This is a genomic window from Variovorax sp. V35, from assembly GCF_041154465.1.
Lineage (GTDB): Bacteria > Pseudomonadota > Gammaproteobacteria > Burkholderiales > Burkholderiaceae_C > Variovorax > Variovorax boronicumulans.
This window is the reverse complement of sequence record NZ_AP028666.1, coordinates 1,228,192-1,249,904: the sequence shown is the minus strand read 5'-3', so window position 1 is coordinate 1,249,904 and position 21,713 is coordinate 1,228,192. Positions and strand designations below refer to the sequence as shown.

The following is a 21,713-nucleotide window of genomic DNA, read 5'->3' as shown; positions in this document are numbered from 1 at the left end:
TTACAGCGTGCCGTAGCTGTGCAGCCCGCTCAGGAACATGTTCACGCCCAGGAAGGCGAAGGTGGTCACGGCCAGGCCGGCCAGCGCCCACCAGGCCGCCACGGTGCCGCGCAGACCCTTCACGAGGCGCATGTGCAGCCAGGCCGCGTAGTTGAGCCAGACGATCAGCGCCCAGGTTTCCTTCGGGTCCCAGCTCCAGTAACCGCCCCAGGCGTCGGCCGCCCACAGGGCGCCGAGCACGGTCGCGATGGTGAAGAAGGCGAAGCCGACGGTGATCGACTTGTACATGACGTCGTCGAGCACCTCGTTGGCCGGCAGGCGCGCCGCGATGCGCTTGCGCCCCAGCAGGATGCCCGCCGCGATCAGCGCCGAGATGCCCGCGTAGATCACCCAGTAGCTGCCGCCGGCTTCCTGCACGCGCTGGCGGAAGGCCACGGGCACGAAGCACAGCGCCACGCCCAGGAGCCAGATCGGCGTGAGCTTGTACCAGCGGGTCTCGCTCGCCTGCTCCTTGATGAGGTAGGCGAAGGCCACCATGGCCGCGAGCGCGAAGGTGCCGTAGCCGATGAAGTTGGCGGGCACGTGCAGCTTCATCCACCAGCTCTGCAGCGCAGGCACCAGCGGCTGGATTTCATGCGCTTCGCGCACGATCGTGTACCAGAGCAGGAAGCCGACCGCCGCGCTGACCACCAGCATCACGAAGGCGCCCAGTGCGCGCGTGTTGTAGCGCTCTTCGAAGTACAGGTAGAACGCGGCCGTCAGCCAGCAGAACAGCACGAACACTTCGTACAGGTTGCTCACCGGGATGTGGCCGATGTCCGGGCCGAGCTGGTGGCTTTCGTACCAGCGCACCATGGTGCCGATCAGCGCCATGGTCACGGCCGCCCAGGCCAGCCGGGAGCCGATCAGGTCGAAGGTGTCGGCCTGCTGCTTGCCGGCGGCGAAGCCGATCCAGTAGAACAGCGTGCTCATGAAGAACAGCACGCTCATCCAGAGGATGGCCGACTGGCTCGACAGGAAATACTTGAGCCAGAACACCGAATCGGCGCGCGCCAGGTCGCCCTGGTAGGAGCTGATGGCCAGCAGCGAGGCCGCGGCCACCACCAGCGTCAGCACCCGCAGCGGGCGCCAGAACCAGCAGATGCCGATGACCGAAATCAGCGCGGCCACCAGGATCGGCTTTTCGTAGCTGTCCATCGAGCCGGCGTGGCGCATGAAGGCGAACGCGCCGCCGGCCAGCACCAGCGCCGCGAACACCCAGTCGAACAGGTTGCGGCGGGAGAGCCAGCTTTCGTGGAGCGTGAGGGTCGTGGTGTTCATGGTGACGCCGGTTCTTCTTTCTTCAGGGCGAGCAACCTGTGCTTCAGGTGCTCGAATTCGCGATCGCTGTCCAGGGTCTTGCGGTTGACCGAGAACGCCATCGTGGCGACCGTTTCGCGGCCGTCGTTGTCTCCAGAGGCGCCGCCGCCGGGTGTCAGCCACATCCACAGGCGGCGCTCGCGCACGTACAGCATGGCAAAAATACCGACGATCAGCAACAGACACCCCAGATAGACGATGTTCTTGCCAGGGGCGCGCGCCACCTGGAACACGCTGGCCTGCACCTGGGTGAAGTCGGTCATCATCATCGCGACGGGCGCCGGGTAGAAGTGCGCGTCGCTCAGGGCCAGCACGGCCTGCGTGAGGTAGCCCTGCGATTTCTCGTCGTTCGGCAGCGCGGTCAGGCCGGCGCCTTCGCGGCTCAGGTTGAGCACCTCGAACAGCACGTCGTTGAGGATGCGCACCAGCACCGTGCCGGCGCGTTCGCGCTCGGCCTCGGGCACGTTGGCCTCCATGAATTCGGCAATCGCCTGCCAGCCGCCCTGCGACGCGGCGTCGGCCTTGGCGCGCTCGGCGCCCGAGAACAGCGCCAGCGCACGGGCGGCCGACACGCGCAACTGCTCGGCCATTTCGGGGCGCTTGGGGTCGGTCGCCTTGGCGATGTAGCGCTGGATGGCGCGCTCGCGCGTGGCGGGGTCGCCCAGCGCGGTGCGCATGCGCACGAAGCCGTCCATCGAGCCCTGTTCGTCGGCCGGCACGCGCAGGTAGCGGAACGGCTCCTCGGGCTTCTCGCGCATGCCGAGCAGGAACACCGGCTGGCCGTCGCCGGCGTCGACCGGCACCATGTAGTTCTGGTACTCGCGTGCCTGGCCGGCCGCGTCGCGCAGCTTGTAGCCGATGCTCGGGCCGATGTTGCGCAGCACCTTGGGCTTGTTCGTCTTGTTGGCTGCGCCCAGGCGCGACTCGATGCCGTGGCGCAGGTCGACCTTGCGCACGTCGGCGCCGCTGCCCATCGCACCGCCGTCGGCGAAGTTCTCCACGTTGATCACGCGCAGCGCGGCGTACTCGAGCGTGAGCTTGTCCTTGCCGTTGGTGATCTCGGTGCTCGGGCCGCCGATGATGCCCTCGACCTCGAAGGGCTTGGCCGCGGCCGCCATCGGCACCGCCTTGAGCTTCACCGTGGAGCCGCCGTCGTCGAAGCTCGACTGGTAGATCTCCACGCCCTTGTAGCTGGCCGGGTGGTTCACCTCGATGCGGGCGGGCACCTGCTCGCCGCTCTCGCGGTCGTGCAGCACCACCTCGCTGGCGAACAGCTTGGGCATGCCGGTCGAGTAGTAGTCGACGATGAACTTCTTCAGTTCGATGGTGAACGGCAGCTCCTGCAGCAGCACGCCGTCGGCCTGGTTCAGGATGGCCACGTTGCCCCGCCCGCCCTCGGGCACGAGGATGTTGCCGCGGAAGGTCGGGTTGGCGGTCGACAGTCGGTGTTCGGGCGCCACGTCGGCGATCATGCCGCCGCCCGTGAACACGCTCTTGCCGTTGAACCAGGTCTGGGCGCGCACCACCAGGTCGCCGTCGAGCAGGCCGCCGATGCACACCAGCACGATGGCGCTGTGCGCCGCGATGTAGCCCAGCTTGTGCGCGCCGCCGGCGCGCGCAGCCACCATCCAGCCCGCCGCGGCCTTGCCGTCGGCGCTGGCGCTGCGCTGCTGCAGCTTGACCTTCCAGCCGCCGCTCACCAGCAGCTGGCCGATGCGGTTGGCCGCCATGTCGGGCGTTTCCGCCAGGCGGTTCTCGGCGCGCTGGCCGAAGGCCTTGAGGCTCTGCGCGCGGATGTCTTCCTTGAAGGTGCGCAGGTCGATCAGGATGCGCGGCGTGTTGCGCGCGACGCACAGCGACGTGCTGATCACCAGGAACAGCAGGATCAGCAGAAACCACCAGGCGCTGTAGACCGAGTCGAGCCGCGCCGTGCGGAACAGCTCGGCCCAGAAAGGCCCGAACTGGTTGATGTAGTTGTTGATCGGCTCATGCTGCTTGAGCACGGTGCCGATGATCGAGGCGATGCAGATGACCGTCAGCAGCGCGATCGCGAAGCGCATCGACGACAGCAGTTCCACCGCAGCGCGAAGCAGCTGCGGGCCGCGATGCACGCGAAGGCCATGGGTGGAAACGGTCATCGGAAGGGAACCAGGAAAGGAGAAAAAAACAAAAGGGCGGGCCATCCTCCTGGATCGGCCCGCCCTTTGTTTGGGATTTTTATCGGCGGTTAGTTCACGCTGGACAGCGCGACGGCGGAAATCAGCGCAGGCCGGCGATGTAGTCGGCCACGGCCTTGATTTCGCGGTCGTTGAGCTTGGCGGCCACGCCGTTCATGGGCGAGCTGTTCAGGCGGACGTTGTCGCGGAAGGCCACGAGCTGGGCCACGGTGTAGTCGGCGTGCTGGCCGCCCAGGCGCGGGTACTGGGCCGGGAGGCCGGCACCGTTCGGGCTGTGGCAGCCGGCGCAGGCCGGGATCTGGCGATCGCCGATGCCGCCGCGGTAGATCTTTTCGCCGAGGGCGACCGTGTCCTTCTCCTTCGAGAAGCCCGGCTTGATCTTCTTGGAGCCGACGAACCAGGCGATGTTGCGCATGTCTTCTTCGGACAGCGCCGAGGCCAGCGGCTTCATGATGGCGCTCTTGCGCTTGCCGGACTTGAAGTCCTGCAGCTGCTTGAGGATGTATTCGGGGTGTTGTTGCGCCAGCTTGGGGTTGGCTGCGATGGCCGAGTTGCCGTCCGCGTTGTGGCACGAAGCACAGCTTTGGCTGTTGGCCGGCGTCGCGTTGAACAGCGTGTCGCCCTTGGCGGGATCGGGCTTGGCCGGCTTGGCGGCTGCCGCTGCGGGGGCAGCTGCATGCTCATCGGCTGCAAAACTCGCGCTGGCTGCGACGCCCATGAGGGCTGCAAGCAGAATATTGGCAAACAACTTCATATCGGGGGCTTCGAATTTATGGCGCAAAACCCCGCGATTCTACAATGGCGCCCCGTTCCGAAAGCCCATTGATGACCTCCCCGCGCGCCAAGTCCGCCGCTTATCCTCCCCGCGCGGCCCCTGCCGTGGACCCGCAGGTCGCTGAACGCGAGCGCGTGGCCCTCGGTTGGCTGCACACCGCCCACTTCCTGACCAGCGCTCCGCAGCTGGAACACCTGCCCCCGGTCGACCTGCCCGAGATCGCCTTCGTCGGCCGATCGAACGCCGGCAAATCGACCGCCATCAACACCCTGACGCAGCAGACACGGCTGGCCTTCGCCTCGAAGACGCCGGGCCGCACGCAGCACATCAACCTGTTCGGCATCGGCAAGCAGAAGGTCGACGACGCCGTGCTGGCCGACCTGCCCGGCTACGGCTACGCCGCCGTGCCGAAGGAAGCCAAGCTGCGCTGGCAGCGCGTGATGGGCAACTACCTCATGACGCGCGAAAGTCTGCGCGGGGTTGTCCTGATGTGCGATCCGCGCCACGGCATGACCGAGCTCGACGAGATCCTGCTCGACGTGATCCGCCCGCGCGTCGAGCAAGGCCTCAAATTCCTCGTGCTGCTGACCAAGTCCGACAAGCTCACCCGCACCGAAGCCGCCAAGGTGCTGTCGATTACGCGACTGAACGCCGGCGGCGGCGAGGTCAAACTGTTCTCGGCCCTGAAGAAGCAAGGGGTCGGCGAAGCGGCCGAGCTGCTGTGGCGCTGGGTGCATCCCGACGACGCCGCGCCAACGCCCGCGCCGCCACCGGCCGACGACGCCTGATGCGCTAGAGGAACCGGCTGCATCGAGCGCCTCGCCTGCGAAGTTCACTATCAAAACAATAGCGAAAGTCAACCCAAGGAGACACGAAGCATGATCGAGACCTTCCAACGCAGCCTGCCCAACGGCACCACCCTGAGTTGCCGCGCCGCCGGCAAGCCGGGCCAGCCGCTGATGGTGTTCCTGCACGGCTTCCCCGAAGCCGCGTTCATCTGGGACGAACTGCTCGCCTACTTCTCGGACCCGGCCCACGGCGGCTACCGCTGCGTGGCGCCCAACCTGCGTGGCTTCGAGAAGTCCAGCGCGCCCACGGAAGTGGCCGACTACAAGGCCCACCTGCTGATCCAGGACATCCAGCAGCTCGTGGCCACCGAGAGCGCCGACGGCACCATGGCCGCGCTGGTCGCCCACGACTGGGGCGGCGCCTTCGCCTGGGGCTACGCCAACGCCTTCCCGCAGCAGGTCGGCAAGCTGGTCATCATCAATTCGCCGCACCCGGGCACCTTCACGCGCGAGCTGCGCAACAACCCGGCGCAGCAGCAGGCCAGCGCCTACATGCACTTCCTGGCGCGCCCCGACGCCGAAGCCCTGCTCGCGGCCGACGACTTCAAGCGCATGTGGCCCTTCTTCCTGCTGATGAAGGCCGGCCCGGACGGCTTCGGCTGGCTCACCGAAGAGGTGAAGCAACAGTACCGCGAGGTCTGGAGCGCGGGCCTCACGGGCGCCTGCAACCTGTACCGCGTGACGCCGATGAAGCCGCCGCTGCCGGGCCAGACCGTCGACAGCATTCCGGTGCTGCCGCGCGAACGCCTCACGGTGACCATGCCGACCTTCGTGTTCTGGGCGCTCGACGACGCGGCGCTGCTGCCGGGCCTGCTCGAAGGGCTGGAAGACTACGTGCCCCAGCTCGAGGTCAAGAAGGTGCCGAACGCCACCCACTGGATCGTGCACGAGCAGCCGCAGCTGGTCGCGCGCGAGATCGAGGGCTTCCTGGCCCGCAATCAGTAGATCGGCGGCTCGCCTTCGGGGCGGGTCTTGAAGCGCCGATGCACCCAGTAGTACTGGGACGGCATCGTGTCGATGTAGCCCTGCAGGCGCTCGTTCATGAGCGCCGTGTCGGCCTCGACGTCGTCGGTCGGGAAGTTCTGCCACGCCGACAGCACCTGGATCTCGTAACCACCGGGCGTGAGCTTCGCCACCACCGGCACCACCTTGGCCTTGCCCAGCCGCGCGAAGCGCGAGAGCGACGGCACGGTGGCCGCCTGCACGCCGTAGAAGGGCACGAAGATGGTCTGGTCGCGCCCGAAGTCCATGTCGGGCAGCAGGTACAGCAAACCGCCCTTGCGCAGCCCCGCGAGGATGGGCTTGATGCCGTCCACCCGGTTGAGCGCCGCCACGTCGCCGAAGCGCGTGCGGCCTTCGCGGATCCAGGCGTCGACCATCGGGTCGCGCTGGGTCGTGTAGATCGTGGCCGAGGGGCGCGCCGTGTGCATGGTGAGCGCGGTGGCCGCGGCGTCGAGGCCGTAGAAGTGCGGCGCGAACAGGATCATCGGCGCGTCGCCTTCGGCGATCTCGCGGATTTCAGAGGCAGAACCGACGATCTTGAGCCGGCTCTTCACCACCTGTTCGGGCGCATGCCAGAGCCAGCTGCGGTCCAGCCAGGACTGCGCGACGAAGACGAAGGTCTCGCGCGCGATGGCGCGGCGCTCGGCCTCCGATTTTTCGGGGAAGCACAGGGCCAGGTTCCGGTCGACCACGCGCCGCCGCGGCACGGCGATGGTGTGCAGCACACGGCCGAGCACCTTGCTGAAGCCGCGCACGAGCGGCAGGGGCAGCGGGGCCAGCACCCGCATGAAGCCGATACCGAGTCGGGAGCTGAGGCTCATGGCGCAGCCCCTCCTGCGGCATTGGCCACCACGGCGGGTTCGCCGCGCGGCTCCTTGTAGCGCGCGTAATCCCACACGTACTGGCCGGGCAGGCTGTGGATCAGGCGACCGATGCCGTCGTTCATGGCGGCGGCGGCGTCCTCGATGGAGGCATTGGGGTCGGTGAGCGCGGTGCCGACGATCGGCTCGAAGCGGATCACGTAGCCCGCGCCGCGCGGCAGACGCTCGCACACGCTGAGAAAGCAGGCGGCACCGGTCTGTTGGGCCAAACGGGGAAGCAGGGTCATGGTGTAGGCGGGGCGGCCGAGGAAAGGCGCCCACACGCCCTGCCCCAGTGGCGGCACCTGGTCGGGCAGGATGCCGGTGTAGCCGCCGCCGCGCAGCGTGCGGATCAGGCCGCGCACGCCGGTGTTGTTGGTCGGCAGGGTCTGCAGGCCGGGCCGGTCGCGCGATCCCGCGGCGATCAGGTCGGCCATCCACTTTTTACGCGCCGGACGGAACAGCGCGGTGATCGGCCCGAAGTCCGCGAGAAAGCGCTCGCCGATGGCCTGGCCGCACATCTCCCAGCTGCCCAGGTGCGGCGCCACGAGGATCACGCCCTTTTTCGCGCGCATCGCGGCCTCGAAGGCCTCGACGCCTTCCCAGCGCACCACGCGCGTCAGCACGCTCTCGCCCTGCGGGCGCAGCCACAGCCAGGGCAGCTCGGACGCCATGTGGCCGGCGGCGGCGATGGCGGGACGGTACTGCGCGGGCGAGAAGCCGGCGCTCTCGGCGTTGGCCTTGAAGCGGCGGCGGTAATCCGGCGCGCACCACCAGACCAGCCATCCCAGCAAGGCGCCGAGCCGATGCATCAACGGCATCGGCACGCGGGCAAGCAGGCGGAACAGGGTGATCATTGAACGGGGAGGGGGAGAGAGTCAGGGAGGGTCAAAAGGCGGACGCGCGCGCATGGTATTGCGCGGCTCGAATAGAATGCAAATTGTCGCCGAGTTACGGAACAACTTGCAGGGCGACACCCACAAGCGCGAATGCGATTGTGTCCCGTCGATACGTCGACATCTGCTAAAGCGTTCGCCAGGGCTCCGCAGAGTTGGCAACGCGCCAATTGAACTTCAAGGAGTGACCACAGTGGCGAACGACTTTCTCTTTACTTCCGAATCGGTTTCCGAAGGCCATCCCGACAAGGTCGCGGACCAGATCTCGGACGCGATCCTCGACGCGATCTTCGAACAAGACCCCCGCAGCCGCGTCGCCGCCGAAACGCTGACCAACACCGGCCTCGTCGTGCTTGCCGGCGAGATCACGACCAACGCGCACGTCGACTACATCCAGGTCGCGCGCGACACCATCAAGCGCATCGGCTACGACAACACCGAGTACGGCATCGACTACAAGGGTTGCGCGGTGATGGTCTGCTACGACAAGCAGTCCAACGACATCGCCCAGGGCGTGGACCACGCCTCCGACGACCACCTGAACACCGGCGCCGGCGACCAGGGCCTGATGTTCGGCTACGCCTGCGACGAGACGCCCGAGCTGATGCCCGCGCCGATCTATTACGCGCACCGCCTCGTGGAGCGCCAGGCCCAGCTGCGCAAGGACGGCCGCCTGCCCTTCCTGCGCCCTGACGCCAAGAGCCAGGTCACGATGCGCTACGTGGACGGCAAGCCGCACAGCATCGACACCGTGGTGCTCTCGACGCAGCACAGCCCCGACCAGAGCGAAACGCCGACCAAGATGAAGGCCTCGTTCAACGAAGCCATCATCGAAGAGATCATCAAGCCCGTGCTGCCCAAGGAATGGCTGCAGAACACGCGCTACCTGATCAACCCGACCGGCCGCTTCGTCATCGGCGGCCCGCAGGGCGACTGCGGCCTCACCGGCCGCAAGATCATCGTCGACACCTACGGCGGCGCCTGCCCGCACGGCGGCGGCGCGTTCTCGGGCAAGGACCCGTCGAAGGTCGACCGCTCGGCCGCCTACGCCGCGCGCTATGTGGCCAAGAACATCGTGGCCGCCGGCTTGGCGCGCCAGTGCCAGATCCAGGTGGCGTACGCCATCGGCGTGGCCCAGCCGATGAACATCACGGTCTACACCGAAGGCACCGGCGTGATCCCCGATGAGAAGATCGCCGAGCTCGTGCGCGAGCACTTCGACCTGCGCCCGAAGGGCATCATCCAGATGCTCGACCTGCTGCGCCCGATCTACCAGAAGACCGCCGCCTACGGCCACTTCGGCCGCGAAGAGCCCGAGTTCACCTGGGAAGCCACGACGCAAGCGGCCGCACTGCGCGCTGCAGCCGGCCTCAAGTAAGCACTGCGACTACCGGGTCTCAAGGCCCGCCGTCCCCTCGGGGCGGCGGGCCTTTTCATTTCATGGCGCGTTCTTCAGAAGCGGTACGCGCCGCTCAGGCCCACCGTCCAGTTGCGCCCCGGCGCGGGCTCGTAGAAGCGCGCATTGCCTTCGTTGACGATGACCGAGCCCATGTAGCGGCGGTCGAACAGGTTGTCGACGCGCGCGAAGGCGTTGAAGTCCCAGCGCTCCCACTTCTTCAGGTAGCCGGCGTACAGCGCCGCCACAGCGTAGCCGTGCGCGCTCGCGGTGTTCAGGTCGTTGGCCTGGATGCGGCTCAGCGCGCGCATCTCGACACCGGCGCGCCAGCCCTCGGGCGGCACCCAGCCGAGCGAGGCGAACAGCGACTGGCGCGCGATGCCCGGGATGCGGTTGCCCGCGTTCACGGCATTGCCGCCCGCACAGGGCGACGGCGAGCAGAACGCATCGCGGTAGGTCGCGTCCAGCCACGTGTAGGCGACCTGCGTGCGCCAGTGGTCGGCCGTTTCGTGCTGCCAGCCCAGCTCGAAGCCGTTGCGCCGCGTGCGCCCCGCGTTCTGGAAGGTGGCGCGGCCGCCGCTGTTGGTGGCGGTGACGATCTCGTCGCGCGTGCGCGTATGAAACAGTGCAGCCGTCAGCAGCCCGCCGGCCAGCCGCGCCTTCGCGCCCACCTCGAGGCTGTCGTTCACCGACGGCCGCAGCCCGAAGTTGAGCCCGCTGGCGCCGCCCGGGCGGTACGACAGCTCGTTGAGCGTCGGCGTCTCGAAGCCCCGACCGACCGAGCCGTACACGGCGAGATCGGGCGTGGCCTGGTAGCGCAGCGAGGCCACGGGCAAGGTCTTGCTGTAGCTCGCGCTGCCGCTGTCGTTGCGGTTGGCACCGGCTATGTACAGGTCGTGCGAATCGAAGTGCACGCGGCTGCGGCGCACGCCGGCCTCGAGCGTCCAGCGCTCCGCGAAGCGCCAGGCCGCCTGCGCATACGGATCGAGATTCCAGACCTCGTTGCGCTCGTTGCGGCGCAGCCGCCCCTGCACGCCCAGCAGGGGCGCGGCCACCGGGCCCTGGTAGTTCTCGTAGCCGCGGCGGCGCTCGCGCAGGCTGTCGTAACCCAGGCCCGCCACGAGGTCGAAAGGCCGGTCGGCCAGCTGCAGCGCGGCGGTCCAGCGCAGGTCGACGCCGCCGTACTGGCGCGTGAGGTCGATCACGCCGCCCGCATGCAGCGGACTCTGCTGCGCCGACGGCGGGATCGACTGGAACTGCACGGTCTTGCGCTCGCCGCCGTAGACCATGAACTGCAGCGCCTGCTCGGCATTCAGGCGCCGCTCGTAGCGCAGGCCGACCTGCGTCTGCTCGACCGTCTTGCGCGTGTCGTACTGCAGCGCCAGCGGTGCCTTGCGCGGTGCCTGCGCGACCTGTTCGGCCGTCAGGCCCAGCGGGTCCTGCGCCTCGATGCGCACGCTGTTGAACACGAGCGTGAGCTTGTCGCCGTTGTCCAGCGCGACGCCCAGCTTGCCGTTCGCGATGTTGCGCCGCGCGGCACTCTGCTCGCGCCAGCCGTCGGTGCGAAAGTGGCTCGCGCCGAGCAGGTAGTCGACCGCGCCCTGCGAGCCGCTCAGCTGCAGCGACTGGCGCCAGCTGCCGAAGCTGCCGCCCGCCAGCGCATACGACAGGCGAGGCGCGCCCTCCCCCGAGGCCGTGAACGCCTGCACCACGCCGCCCGACGAGTTGCCGTACAGCGCCGAGAACGGCCCGCGCAGCACTTCGACGCGGTCGACCGAGCCGATGTCGATGTTCGAGGTCTGTCCCTGGCCGTCGGGCAAGGTGGCCGGAATGCCGTCCACGTACAGGCGCACGCCGCGCACGCCGAAGGTCGAGCGCGCGCCGAAACCGCGCACCGACAGCTGCAGGTCCTGCGCGTAGTTCATGCGGTTCTGCACCTGCAGGCCGGGCACGGCGCCCAGGCTCTCGGACAGGTTGACCTGCATCCGGCTGTCGCGCATCTCGTCGCCGTCGACGCGGTCGACCGAGCCGGGCACGAGAAACGGAGACAGCGTGCCGCGCGGCGTGGAAACGGTGACATCGCGCAGCGTGCCAGCCGGCGACGTGGCGGGTTGCTGGCCGTGCACGGCCAGCGGAGCGCCCAGGATCAGGAGGCGAAGCGGGTAGGAGAGTGCGGCATTCATCGGCACCGATTCTGCGTCGGTGCCCTGCCCCTTTCGCCTAGCGCGAACCCGTGCGCGGCGACCGGCGCCAGCCGTACCAGGCGCACACGAGCACCGGAATGCCCAGGCCCACCCAGGCCACCATGTCGCCGAGGCCGCCATCGCTGAACAGCGCGGTGATGAGGCCGACCGTGGTCATCACGCCCAGCGCGATCGGCCAGCCCCACATGCGCCAGAAGGACTGGTGCGGTGCCTTGTGGTGCGTCGTCATGCCTGTACCTTCATGGCCGGTGCCGGCTCGGGCTGCGGGCCCGAGGCCGAGGGCGGCGCGCGCTCCGTGGCGGGCGCCGCGGTCGGGGTCGCCCGGGCCGGCACGGTGTTGCCGCGCTTGAGCCACAGGTACAGCCCGCTGCCCAGCACGATGATGGTCGCGATGTCGAGCAGCGCCCACAGGATCTGCATCGGCATGCCGCCGTAGTCGCCGAAGTGCAGCGGCTGCGACACCAGCAGGCCCGTGAGGTACCACGGCATCTTCGGCGCTGCCGTCACCTCTGCGGTCTTGGCATCGACCAGCACCGGCTGCAGCAGCTTCGAGGTGAAGGGCTCGTTGCCGCGCAGGAAGAAAGTCGTGTGGTGCGGGCTCGAGAACGAGGTGCCCGGGAAGGCGATGAACGACAGCTTCATGCCGGGCGCCTTCTGCATCGCACCTTCCATCGAGCGCTGCAGCGAGCCGCGCTCGGCCACCGGCACCACCGGCTCGTTCTTGTAGGGCGCGAGCAGCGTGCTCAGCTGGTCGTACTGCCAGTACTTGATGATCAGGTCGGCCCAGGTGTTGATCATGCCGGTGGAGCCCACCACGAACAGCCACACCAGCGTGACGATACCCAGCAGGTTGTGCAGGTCGAGCCACTTCAGGCGCGGGCGCTTCTCGCGCCGCACGGTGCCGAAGTCGAGCTTGCGCATGAACGGCGAGTACAGCACCACGCCCGAGACGATGGCCACCAGCAGCAGCAAGCCCATGAAGCCCAGGAACAGCTTGCCCGGCAGCCCGGCGAACAGGTCGACGTGCAGCTTGAACATGATGTACATGAAGCCCTGGCTGAACTCGGGCTGCGCCAGCACGACACCGGTGCGCGCATCGACCGCCACCGACTTGAAGTCTTCGGTGGGTTCGGGCGTGGGCGTGAGCGTGACGAACCACAGGCCGTCGTCGTCCTCGGGCTGCGAGACGAACTGCACCACGCGATCGGGGTGCTTGGCGCGGCCGATCTCGACCACCTTGTCCAGGCTGATGCGCGGCGTGTTCGCCGGCATCTTCGGCGCCTCGACCTCGGTGCCCAGCAGGTGGCCGATCTCGTGGTGGAAGATCAGCGGCAGGCCGGTGATGCACAGCAGCAGCATGAACACCGTGCACACGAGGCTGCTCCACTTGTGCACCCAGGCCCAGGTCTTGATCTTTCGGCTGTCCATGTCGTCGTGCGTCGTTGGGTGGGGAAAAGGCTAGAAGCGGTAGGTGGCGCTCGCCACGATGTTGCGGCGCGCACCGTACCAGCAGTCGCCGCGCGACAGGCAGGTGCTGAAGTACACCTTGTCCGTCACGTTGTTGATGTTGAGCGCATAGCGCCACTGGGCCGTATCGTAAGCAAACACCAAGTCGGCCAGCGCCACACCGGGGATGCGCGGGCCAGTGCCGAACTGGGTGTCGCGGAACGAACTCATCACGCGCACGCCGGCGCCGGCCGAGAAGCCGCTCATGCCGGCCACCGAGAACCTGTACTTGGCCCAGAAGCTGGCCTGGTGCTTGGGCAGGCCTTCGATCTGCGCGTCGGCGTCGGTGTAGTTGTAGTGGGCGATCAGGTCGAGGTTGGTGCCCACCGAGCCCTTGGCTTCCAGCTCCACGCCCTTCGTCTTGGTGAGGCCGCGCTGCGAGAACACCTTCGGCTGCTCTTCGACGATCTGGTTCTTCTCGCGCAGGTCGTACACCGCGGCGCTGAAGGCCATGGCGCGGTTCTTCGGCTCGTACTTCAGGCCCACTTCCCACTGCTCGCCGCGCAGCGGCGAGAAGATGCGGCCTTCGCGCGGCGACTGCGGCGTGAACGACTCGCTGTAGCTCAGGTACGGCGACCAGCCCGAAGGATGGGCGTACATCACGCCCAGGCGCTTGGTGGTGGCGCTGCTCTTTTGCTCGTCGCTGCCGGCGGCGCTGGACACGGCCCGGTCATGGCGCAGGCCGGCCACGAAGATCCAGTTGTCGAGCTTGATCTGGTCCTGCAGGTACAGGCCGGTCTGGCGCTGGCGGGTGCGCGGACGCGCCACGCGCTCGGGTTCGTCCACGTGGCCGTACACCGGCGCATAGAGGTCGATGGTGTCGACCGTGGTGCCGCCCCAGACGTTCTCGCGCTGGCGTGCGAAGTCCGCGCCCACGAGCAGCGTGTGCTTGAGCGCACCGGTCTGGAAGTGGCCCTCGACGTGGTTGTCCAGCGTCTGCGTGCGGTTGCGGGTCAGCTGGCTGTCGAAGTAGCGGGGGAACACGCGCTTGAAGATCGGGTCGGTCGACCAGCTGTCGAAGCCGCTGAACGCGCCACCGTAGTGGTAGCGGTTGTCGTTTTCGTTCTTCGCGTAGCGGAAGTTCTGGCGCACGGTCCAGCTGTCGTTGAACTTGTGCTCGAACTGCCAGCCGAAGGTCTGGCGCTCGCTGTTGTAGTAGTCGCCGGCCTCGCCGATGAAGCGGCTGGCGGGCACGCGGCCGTTCGGGTTCGGCAGCAAGGTGCCTTCCCACGGCAGGAATTGCGAGCTGCTGCCGCTCTTGTCTTTTTGCCACAGGCCCTGCAGCGTCAGCGAGGTCGCCGCGTTGGGCCGCCAGGTGAGCGAGGGCGCGATCACGCTGCGGTCGTCGGGCACGTTGTCCACTTGCGAATCGGACTTGCGCTGCAGCGCGATCAACCGGTACGACAGCGAGCCATCGGCATTCAGCGGACCAGTCAGGTCGGCCTGCACCTGCTTGCGGCCGAAGCTGCCGAACTGCACGCCCACCTCGCGCTGGGCCTCCTGCAGCGGCCGCTTGCTGACCATGTTGACCACGCCCGCCGCGGTGCCCGCGCCGAACAGCATGCCCGAGGGGCCGCGCAGCACTTCGAGGCGCTCCAGCGTGTAGGGCTCGGTGCGCGTCGTGCTGGTGTAGTAGCCGTAGGCCTGGCGCAGGCCATCGAGGTAGATGTCGGGGTAGGCGCCGCGCACGCGGATCGAGTCGGTGCGCGAGTCGACACCGTAGGCGTCGGAGCGCACGCCCGCCGCGTAGTTGAGGGCGTCCTGCAGGTTGTTGGCGCCCTGGTCGACCATCTGGTCGCGCGTGATCACGGTGACGGACTGCGGCGTTTCCGACAGCGGCGTGTCGGTCTTGGTGGCGGTGACGGCGTTCTTGGCGCGGTAGCCGATCACGGGCGAGGTGGCGGTCTCGGCTTCGGCGTTCGCATCGACGCGCACTTCAGGCAGCGACCCCGTGCCGCCCGTTTGCGCCAGAACGTGCTGCTGCGCGTAGATCGCCAGACAGCCCACCAGCACCGAAGCGGCCCTGCGCCGCGCCCTCATTCTTGCCATGTTTTTATTGCCCATTGAACACTATTGATAACAATTCGCATTCTATTGTCAAGAAAGTCGCGGTCCACGGGTTTTCCAGCACACGGGGGCGAAGCGTTGCAAAACCGCCGCGGTCGCCGTCGCGAGCCGGGCTACGATGCCGCCCGCACGCCCTTGCGTGCGCTGACAGGCCCCATGCTCAAGCTCCTCGCCTCGTTGTTTCCTGCGCTGCGCGGCCCGGCGCTGGTGCTGGTCGTGCTGGTGCTCACCGGCTGCGCCGGCCTGCCGCCGCGCCTGCCCGATGGGCCGCCCTCGATCGCCATTCCCGCTTCGTCCGCCACCCCGCTCGGCCATGCCGCCGCCAGCCTCGACTCACCGCCCGACGGGCTGTCGAGCATGCGGCCGCTGATCGAGGCCTCGTTCGCGCTCGATGCGCGGCTGGAGCTCATCCGCCGCGCCCGGGCCTCGCTCGACGTGCAGACCTACCAGCTCGGCAACGACAAGACCGGCCGCCTCCTGCTGCGCGAACTGCGCGACGCCGCCCGGCGCGGCGTGCGCGTGCGCCTGCTGCTCGACGACTTCTACACCGCCGGCATGGACCGCCTGCTGCTCGGGCTGGCCGCCGAGCCCAATGCCCAGGTGCGGCTGTTCAACCCTTTCGTGAACGCGCGCGATCACTCGTCGCTGCGCTGGCTGGAGTTCTTCGGCGATTTCCGGCGGCTCAACCACCGCATGCACAACAAGCTGTTCATCGCCGATGGCGCCATGGCCATCGCCGGCGGACGCAACCTCGCGGACGAGTACTTCCTGCGCAGCGAGAGCGCCAACTTCATCGACTTCGAGCTGCTGCTGGCCGGCCCGGTGGTGCCGCAGTCGGCCGGGATCTTCGACACCTACTGGAACAGCGACGTGGTCTACCCGCTGCAGCGCATGGCCGGCACGACGCTCACGCCCGACGAGCTCAAGGCCGCCTTCGAGGCCGCGACCTCGCCCGCCTTTGCGCCGCTGCCCGATCCGCTGGCCGCCACCGACCTGCTGGGCGACCTGCCACTGGGCGCGCAGCTGGACAACATCGGCGAGACGCGCTGGATCCGCGCCGAGGCCGCCGCCACCGCCGACAGCCCGAACAAGGCCCTGGGCACGATGGCGCGCCCGCAGGAGTCGCTGGCGCAGCGCTTCCACGAGATGCTGGGCGCGGCGAAGTCGAACGTGGTGGTGATCTCGCCCTACTTCATTCCCGGCGACGAGGGCATGGAGCGCATCCGCATGGGCCGCGACCACGGACTGAGCATCACCGTGGTCACCAACTCGCTGGCCGACAGCGACGAGCCGCTGGTGAACATCAACTACAACCGCTACCGCGTCGACATGCTCAAGCTCGGCGTGAACCTGTACGAGGTGAGCACGCAGCAGCTCAAGCGCAGCGGCCAGTTCCGCAGCCTGCTCAAGAAGGCGCGCGGGCGCCTGCACGCCAAGCTGGCGCTGGTCGACCGCCAGTGGGTGCTGCTGGGCTCGATGAACCTCGACCCGCGCTCGGCCCTGCTGAACACCGAGTTCGGCGTGCGCGTGCGCAGCTTCGAGCTCACGCAGGCGCTGCTCTTCGCCTACCAGCTGGACGACATGGAAGGCGTGTACCGCGTCGTGCTCAAGCCCGACGGCCAGAACGTGCAATGGATCGGCACCGGCGACGTGCACAACGAAGTGCTCGACAGCGAGCCCGACTCCAGCATGCTCACGCGCCTGCAGCTGCTGCTGTTCTCGTGGTTCGTGCCGACCGACCAGCTGTGAGCGGCGGGCGGGCGGCCCCGCGTCGCATCCTTGCCACAAATGCAAACGCCTCGCATTTAGCTCTTTAGAATTCAGCCCGCCGCGTCCAGCGGCCGTCATGGCGTCCCGCCACGGAGATTCTTCCGTCCGCGCTGCGCCATTGCCTCACCCAGACATTTCCAGTTCAAGGCAGGGCACGACAACGCCCTTCGTCTCTCGCGACGAAGGGCGTTGTCGCGTACGGCCGCGCCTGCGCGGCGCCGCCCTCCAAGAACAAGCACAACCGGACAACATGAAGCCCTCCTCCCGCACAGCCACCCGCACCGCCACCCCCTCGCGCCCGCTGTGGCCCCTTTCGCTGCTGGCCGGCGCCGCCCTCGCGTCGCTGTCGGGCATGGCGCTGGCACAGACCGCCGCCTCGACCCTGAAGGAAGTCACCGTCAGCGCCGAGGACGACAAGGGCTACGCCCCCGCCGCCGCCAGCACCGCCACCAAGGGCAGCGCGCCGCTGCGCGACGTGCCGCAGGCCGTGAACGTGCTGCCCGAGCAGCTGCTGCGCGACCAGGGCGCCGTGTCGATGCAGGACGCCCTGCGCAACGTGCCGGGCGTGAGCTTCAACCACGGCGACGGCCAGCGCGACCAGGTCGTGATCCGCGGCTTCAGCGGCATCTCCGACTGGTTCGTGGACGGCGTGCGCGACGACGCGCTGTACTTTCGCGACCTCTCGGACACCGAGCGCATCGAGGTGCTCAAGGGCCCGGCCGCCGTGCTCTACGGCCGCGGCTCCTCGGGCGGCCTGATCAACCGCGTGACCAAGAAGCCCGTGTTCGAGCGCCGCTTCGGAGAGGTCTCGCTGGGCCTGGGCAGCCACCACTACACGCGCAGCACGATCGACCTGAACACACCCATCGGCGAGAACATGGCCTTCCGCCTGAACGTGGCGGGCGAGCAGTCGGACAGCTACCGCGACCAGCAGTTCACCGACCGCCACAACATCGCGCCCTCGCTGGCGATCAAGTTCAGCCCGCAGACCGACCTGCTGCTGCAGTACACCAACCTGCGCGACCAGCGCCTCACCGACTTCGGCATCCCGGCGCTCAACGGCCGCCCGGTCGACGTGCCCATCGGCGCCTACTACGGCTCCGCGCACGGCAAGCGCGACGACACCGTGACCAGCAAGGTGCAGACCTTCACCGCCACGCTGAACCACCGCTTCAGCGACGCGCTGAGCCTGCGCAACACCACGCGCTATTCCAGCTACCACCTGGACCGCAACAACACGCTGCCCAGCGGCACCACCGACCCGGTGCGCCTGACGGTGGGCCGCACGCGCGGCATCGTCGACCGCGACGAGAGCGGCTGGTTCAACCAGACCGACCTGACCTGGCGCAACGACCTGGGCGGCTTCAAGCAGGAGTGGCTGGTCGGTGCCGAGTTCGGCGTGCAGCGCAAGCGGCTGTTCAGCGTGTCTTCCGCCACAGGAGCGCAGCGCGTGAACCTGTTCAGCCCGGTGGCGGACCCGCTGCCGATCCCGCTGGCCACCTACCTCGCCGACGGCGCGATCCCGAGCAACAGCGAGTTCAAGACCGCGGCCGTGTATGTCCAGGACCAGATCACGCTGGCACCGCACTGGAAGGCGCTGATCGGCGGGCGCTACGACGTGTTCAAGCAGGACACCAGTTTCGAGCGCAAGCTCGCGCCGCTGGAGCGCACCGACCGCAAGTTCAGCCCACGCGCCGGCGTGGTGTGGCAGCCCGACACGGTGCAGTCGTACTACGTGTCGTACAGCCGCTCGTTCCAGCCCTCGGGTGAGAACTTCGCGCTGTCCACCGGCAACATCGACAACGCGCCCGAGATCACCGTCAACAAGGAAATCGGCGCCAAGTTCGATCTGCTCGACGGTGGCCTGAACCTCACGACCGCGCTGTTCAACCTGGAACGCTCGGGCATCAAGAACACCGACCCGAACAACCCGCGCCGCCAGATCAACGTCGGCACGCAGCGCACCAACGGCCTGGAGCTCGCGCTCAACGGCCGCCTGCCGGGCCGCTGGGACGTGAGCGCGGGCTATGCCTACCTCGACGCAAAGATGACCAAGTCGCTCGCCACCGTGAGCTCGCTGCAGCTGCCCGTGGGCGCCGCGATCCCGGTGCAGGGCAAGACCGCCGCGCTCACGCCGCGTCACTCGGCCTTCGTGTGGGCCATGAAGGATCTCGGCCACGGCTTCAGCGCCGGCGGCGGCCTGAACTACGTCAGCGCGCGCTATGCCTCGCTGAGCAACCTCGTCACGCTGCCCTCGTACCTGACCGCCGACCTCGCGGCCAATTACAAGACCGAGCGCTACGAGATCGCGCTGAACCTGAAGAACATCGCGAACCGCAAGTACTACGTCTCGGCCCACGGCAGCGTGGACAACCTGATCCTGCCGGGACCGGGGCGCGAAGTGCAGCTGACGCTGCGCGCGAAGTTCTGAGAAGACCTCAGGTCGCCGCCGCCACCTTGCGCCGTTGCAGCCACGTGACCCACCAGGCGCCCGCCGTGCACAGCACCAGGTAGACGACGGCGACCAGGATGTAGACCTCGACCACGCGCCCGTCGCGTTGTCCCACCTTGCTGGCGGCGCCGAGAAAGTCGTTCAGGCTGATCACGTAGACCAGCGAGGTGTCCTTGAGCAGCGCGATGGTCTGGTTGATGAGCGAGGGCGTCATGTTGCGAAAGGCCTGCGGCAGGATCACGTGCCGCATCGCCTGCCCCGGCGACATCCCCAGCGACTGCGCCGCCTGCATCTGGCCGGCGCGCACGCTGCCGATGCCGGCGCGGATGATCTCGCAGTAGTAGGCGGACTCCGCGAGCACGAAGGCCACGAGCGCGGCGTAGATCGGCCCGACGCCGAGGTTCGGGTCGCCGGTCACGGCGCGCAGCACCACCGGCATCAGGAAGTAGATCCACAGGATCGTGAGGATCAGCGGGATCGAGCGGAACAGGTTCACGTACCCCGCCACGAGCGCCGCCACCGGCCGCGGCGCGAAGATCCGCGTGATCGCCAGCAAGGTCCCCAGGCCGATGCCGGCGGCCATGGAGGCCGCCACCAGCAGCGCGGTCATCTGCAGGCCCTGCAGCAGGTAGGGCCAGGCGCGCTGCAGGGCGACCCAATCGAAGTCGTAGCCCATCACGCGGCGCCCAGCAGCCCGGGCACGCGCACCCGATGTTCGATGCGGCGCATCAGCACGATCACGCCGTAGGTGATCGCCATGTAGATGAGCGTCGCCACGATGAAGGCCTCGAAGGGATGGGCGCTGAACTCGCTGAGCTGGCGCGTCTGCCCGGTGAGCTCCATGAGCCCGATCGTCAGCGCGACGGCCGAGTTCTTGAACACGTTCAGGAAGTCGGACGTCAGCGGCGGGATGACGATGCGCAGGGCCTGCGGCAGGATCACGTAGCGGTAGGCCGCCACGGTTCCCAGGCCCATCGCCATGGCCGCCTGCTTCTGGCTGCGCGGCACCGACTCGATGCCCGCGCGCACCTGCTCGGCCGCCTTCGCCGCCGTGTAGAGCGTGAGGCCCACCAGCACGGTGAGGAACTGGTTCGCGGTCGGGTTCATCTGCTTGATCGCATGGCCCCAGGCGGTCGGCAACAGCTCGGGCACCACGAAGTACCAGAGAAACAGCTGCACCAGCAGCGGCGTGTTGCGAAAGCAGTGGATGTACACCGCCGACAGCGTGCGCGCCGTCCGGTGGGGCAGCGTGCGGGCCACGCCGGCGATCAGGCCCAGGCCCAATGCCAGCGTCCAGGCCAGCAGCGACAGCGCGACCGTCCACAGCAACCCGCGCACCAGCATCAGGCCGTACAGGCCCTCCCCCGTGACCGAGGGTTTGAAGAAGATCAACCAATCCCAGGTGTAGTGCATCGCGAAAGGTGCCGGCAGGCGGTTCGGTTCGTGAAGGGGTGGCCGCGTCCGCGCCTTACAGCGGCTGGTCGCTCGGATGGCGCACGAGCTCCTGCATGTCGGGCGACATCGGGAAGTTGACCGTCACGCTGCCCTTCACCGCGATGGGCTTGAGGAAGTACTTCTCGTACAACGCGGTGAACTCGCCCGATCGCATCATCCCGGTGATCACGCCGTCGACAAGCTTCTTGAACGCCGCGTCGCCCTTGCGCAGCATGCAGCCATAGGCCTCCTTCTGCTGCGGCACGCCGACCACCTCCCAGTCCGCCGGGTTCCTGGCGCGGGCGATGTTGCTGAAGAGAATGATGTCGTCCTGCGTCGCGGCCACCGCGCGCCCCGTCTCCACGGTCAGGAAGTTCTCGTTGATGTCCTTGGCCAGGATGATCTGGATGCCCCACTTGTTCTTTTCGTTGAGCTGCCGCAGCATGCGCTCCGCCGTGGTGCCCGCGCTGACCACGACGTTCTTGCCCACGAGGTCGGCCCAGTGCTTGATGCCGGAGTTCTTGCGCACCAGCAGGCGGGCGCCCACAACGAAGAAGGTCGTCGAGAACGACACCTGGTTCTGCCGCTCGGCGTTGTTGGTGGTCGAGCTGCACTCCAGGTCGACCGTCTGGTTGGCCACCAGCGGAATGCGCGTCTGCGGCGTGACTTCCAGGGTCTTGACCTCCAGCCGGGTGAGCTGCAGGTCCTTCTTCACCTGGGCGACCACGCGCTGCGAAATTTCCCAGGCGAAGCCGGCCTGCTTGTTGTGGTCGTCCAGGTAGTTGAACGGGATCGAGGCACCGCGCGTGGCCACGGTGATCGCCCCGGTGTCCTTGATCTTCTTGAGCGTGCCGTCCAGCGGCGGCGCGGTCTGCGCGGCGACGCCGGCGCACAGCGCGAGGCCGGCCATGGCGAGGAAGGAACGGGTCAACGCGGCGTGAAGGGTCGGCTTGAAAGTCATCGCGGG

Annotated in this window: 16 protein-coding genes and 1 pseudogene; 5 read left to right on the top strand and 12 right to left on the bottom strand. The window is 68.0% G+C overall.

What is annotated here, in order from left to right; genetic code table 11:
• The 3 genes from ccsB to ACAM42_RS05655 all read right to left on the bottom strand — a co-directional run bounded on the left by ccsB (window position 1) and on the right by ACAM42_RS05655 (window position 4,290).
• The gene (ccsB, locus tag ACAM42_RS05665) at window positions 1-1,320 is read right to left on the bottom strand and encodes a c-type cytochrome biogenesis protein CcsB (RefSeq protein ID WP_095743751.1); all 1,320 of its coding nucleotides are present in this window, start codon (window positions 1,318-1,320) and stop codon (window positions 1-3) included.
• Window positions 1,317-3,497 carry a cytochrome c biogenesis protein ResB gene (locus ACAM42_RS05660; RefSeq protein WP_354347922.1) on the bottom strand — a complete coding sequence of 727 codons (2,181 nt, stop codon included), beginning with the start codon at window positions 3,495-3,497 and terminating at the stop codon, window positions 1,317-1,319. Before ACAM42_RS05660 ends, ccsB begins: the two co-directional genes overlap by 4 nt.
• Before the next feature lie 121 nt (window positions 3,498-3,618).
• The gene (locus ACAM42_RS05655) at window positions 3,619-4,290 is read right to left on the bottom strand and encodes a cytochrome c (protein ID WP_095743749.1); all 672 of its coding nucleotides are present in this window, start codon (window positions 4,288-4,290) and stop codon (window positions 3,619-3,621) included.
• A 71-nt stretch (window positions 4,291-4,361) separates the two neighbouring features.
• Between ACAM42_RS05655 and yihA the strand changes: the two genes are divergently transcribed.
• Together yihA and ACAM42_RS05645 are read left to right on the top strand one after the other, a co-directional pair.
• Entirely contained in the window at window positions 4,362-5,099 is a 738-nt protein-coding gene (gene yihA, locus ACAM42_RS05650; protein ID WP_062471802.1) for a ribosome biogenesis GTP-binding protein YihA/YsxC, read from the top strand.
• 90 nt (window positions 5,100-5,189) lie between these two features.
• Entirely contained in the window at window positions 5,190-6,104 is a 915-nt protein-coding gene (locus ACAM42_RS05645) for an alpha/beta fold hydrolase (protein ID WP_369631360.1), read from the top strand.
• On the opposite strand, the gene ACAM42_RS05640 is transcribed toward ACAM42_RS05645, so the two are convergent.
• On the bottom strand, window positions 6,098-6,982 hold the full coding sequence (locus ACAM42_RS05640) for a lipid A biosynthesis acyltransferase (RefSeq protein ID WP_369631359.1): 885 nt from the start codon (window positions 6,980-6,982) through the stop codon (window positions 6,098-6,100). The genes ACAM42_RS05645 and ACAM42_RS05640 overlap by 7 nt on opposite strands.
• Window positions 6,979-7,878, bottom strand: coding sequence for a lysophospholipid acyltransferase family protein (locus ACAM42_RS05635; protein ID WP_369631358.1), 900 nt, complete (start codon window positions 7,876-7,878; stop codon window positions 6,979-6,981). Before ACAM42_RS05635 ends, ACAM42_RS05640 begins: the two co-directional genes overlap by 4 nt.
• Window positions 7,879-8,110: 232 nt before the next feature.
• On the opposite strand from ACAM42_RS05635, the gene metK reads away from it, so the two are divergent.
• The gene (gene metK, locus ACAM42_RS05630) at window positions 8,111-9,295 is read left to right on the top strand and encodes a methionine adenosyltransferase (protein ID WP_062471813.1); all 1,185 of its coding nucleotides are present in this window, start codon (window positions 8,111-8,113) and stop codon (window positions 9,293-9,295) included.
• A 74-nt stretch (window positions 9,296-9,369) separates the two neighbouring features.
• Here the strand turns inward: metK and ACAM42_RS05625 are convergent.
• The 4 genes and pseudogenes from ACAM42_RS05625 to ACAM42_RS05610 form a co-directional block, all read right to left on the bottom strand.
• Window positions 9,370-11,403: pseudogene (locus ACAM42_RS05625) on the bottom strand (TonB-dependent receptor); the annotation flags it as partial.
• Window positions 11,404-11,533: 130 nt separating this feature from the next.
• Window positions 11,534-11,746, bottom strand: a complete 213-nt coding sequence (locus ACAM42_RS05620; protein WP_070059960.1) for a hypothetical protein — start codon at window positions 11,744-11,746, stop codon at window positions 11,534-11,536.
• Window positions 11,743-12,945, bottom strand: a complete 1,203-nt coding sequence (locus ACAM42_RS05615) for a PepSY-associated TM helix domain-containing protein (protein ID WP_369631357.1) — start codon at window positions 12,943-12,945, stop codon at window positions 11,743-11,745. The genes ACAM42_RS05620 and ACAM42_RS05615 overlap by 4 nt, the downstream gene beginning before the upstream one ends.
• Window positions 12,946-12,975: 30 nt before the next feature.
• Window positions 12,976-15,072: a TonB-dependent siderophore receptor gene (locus ACAM42_RS05610; RefSeq protein ID WP_369631356.1), complete on the bottom strand. Its 2,097-nt coding sequence runs from the start codon at window positions 15,070-15,072 to the stop codon at window positions 12,976-12,978.
• A gap of 174 nt (window positions 15,073-15,246) precedes the next feature.
• Between ACAM42_RS05610 and ACAM42_RS05605 the strand changes: the two genes are divergently transcribed.
• Both ACAM42_RS05605 and ACAM42_RS05600 read left to right on the top strand, forming a co-directional pair.
• Window positions 15,247-16,839: a phospholipase D family protein gene (locus ACAM42_RS05605; protein ID WP_369631355.1), complete on the top strand. Its 1,593-nt coding sequence runs from the start codon at window positions 15,247-15,249 to the stop codon at window positions 16,837-16,839.
• 373 nt (window positions 16,840-17,212) lie between these two features.
• A complete protein-coding gene (locus tag ACAM42_RS05600) occupies window positions 17,213-19,291 on the top strand; it encodes a TonB-dependent receptor (protein ID WP_369632727.1) in 2,079 nt (692 codons plus the stop codon).
• A gap of 7 nt (window positions 19,292-19,298) precedes the next feature.
• Here the strand turns inward: ACAM42_RS05600 and ACAM42_RS05595 are convergent, their stop codons facing one another.
• Genes ACAM42_RS05595 through ACAM42_RS05585 form a run of 3 tightly spaced genes read right to left on the bottom strand, consistent with a single transcriptional unit; the run spans window position 19,299 to window position 21,707 of the window.
• The gene (locus ACAM42_RS05595; protein WP_159278447.1) at window positions 19,299-19,988 is read right to left on the bottom strand and encodes an amino acid ABC transporter permease; all 690 of its coding nucleotides are present in this window, start codon (window positions 19,986-19,988) and stop codon (window positions 19,299-19,301) included.
• Window positions 19,988-20,725, bottom strand: coding sequence for an amino acid ABC transporter permease (locus tag ACAM42_RS05590; RefSeq protein WP_062471835.1), 738 nt, complete (start codon window positions 20,723-20,725; stop codon window positions 19,988-19,990). Before ACAM42_RS05590 ends, ACAM42_RS05595 begins: the two co-directional genes overlap by 1 nt.
• Before the next feature lie 55 nt (window positions 20,726-20,780).
• A complete protein-coding gene (locus tag ACAM42_RS05585; protein WP_369631354.1) occupies window positions 20,781-21,707 on the bottom strand; it encodes a transporter substrate-binding domain-containing protein in 927 nt (308 codons plus the stop codon).
• Between the last annotated feature and the right edge of the window lie 6 nt (window positions 21,708-21,713).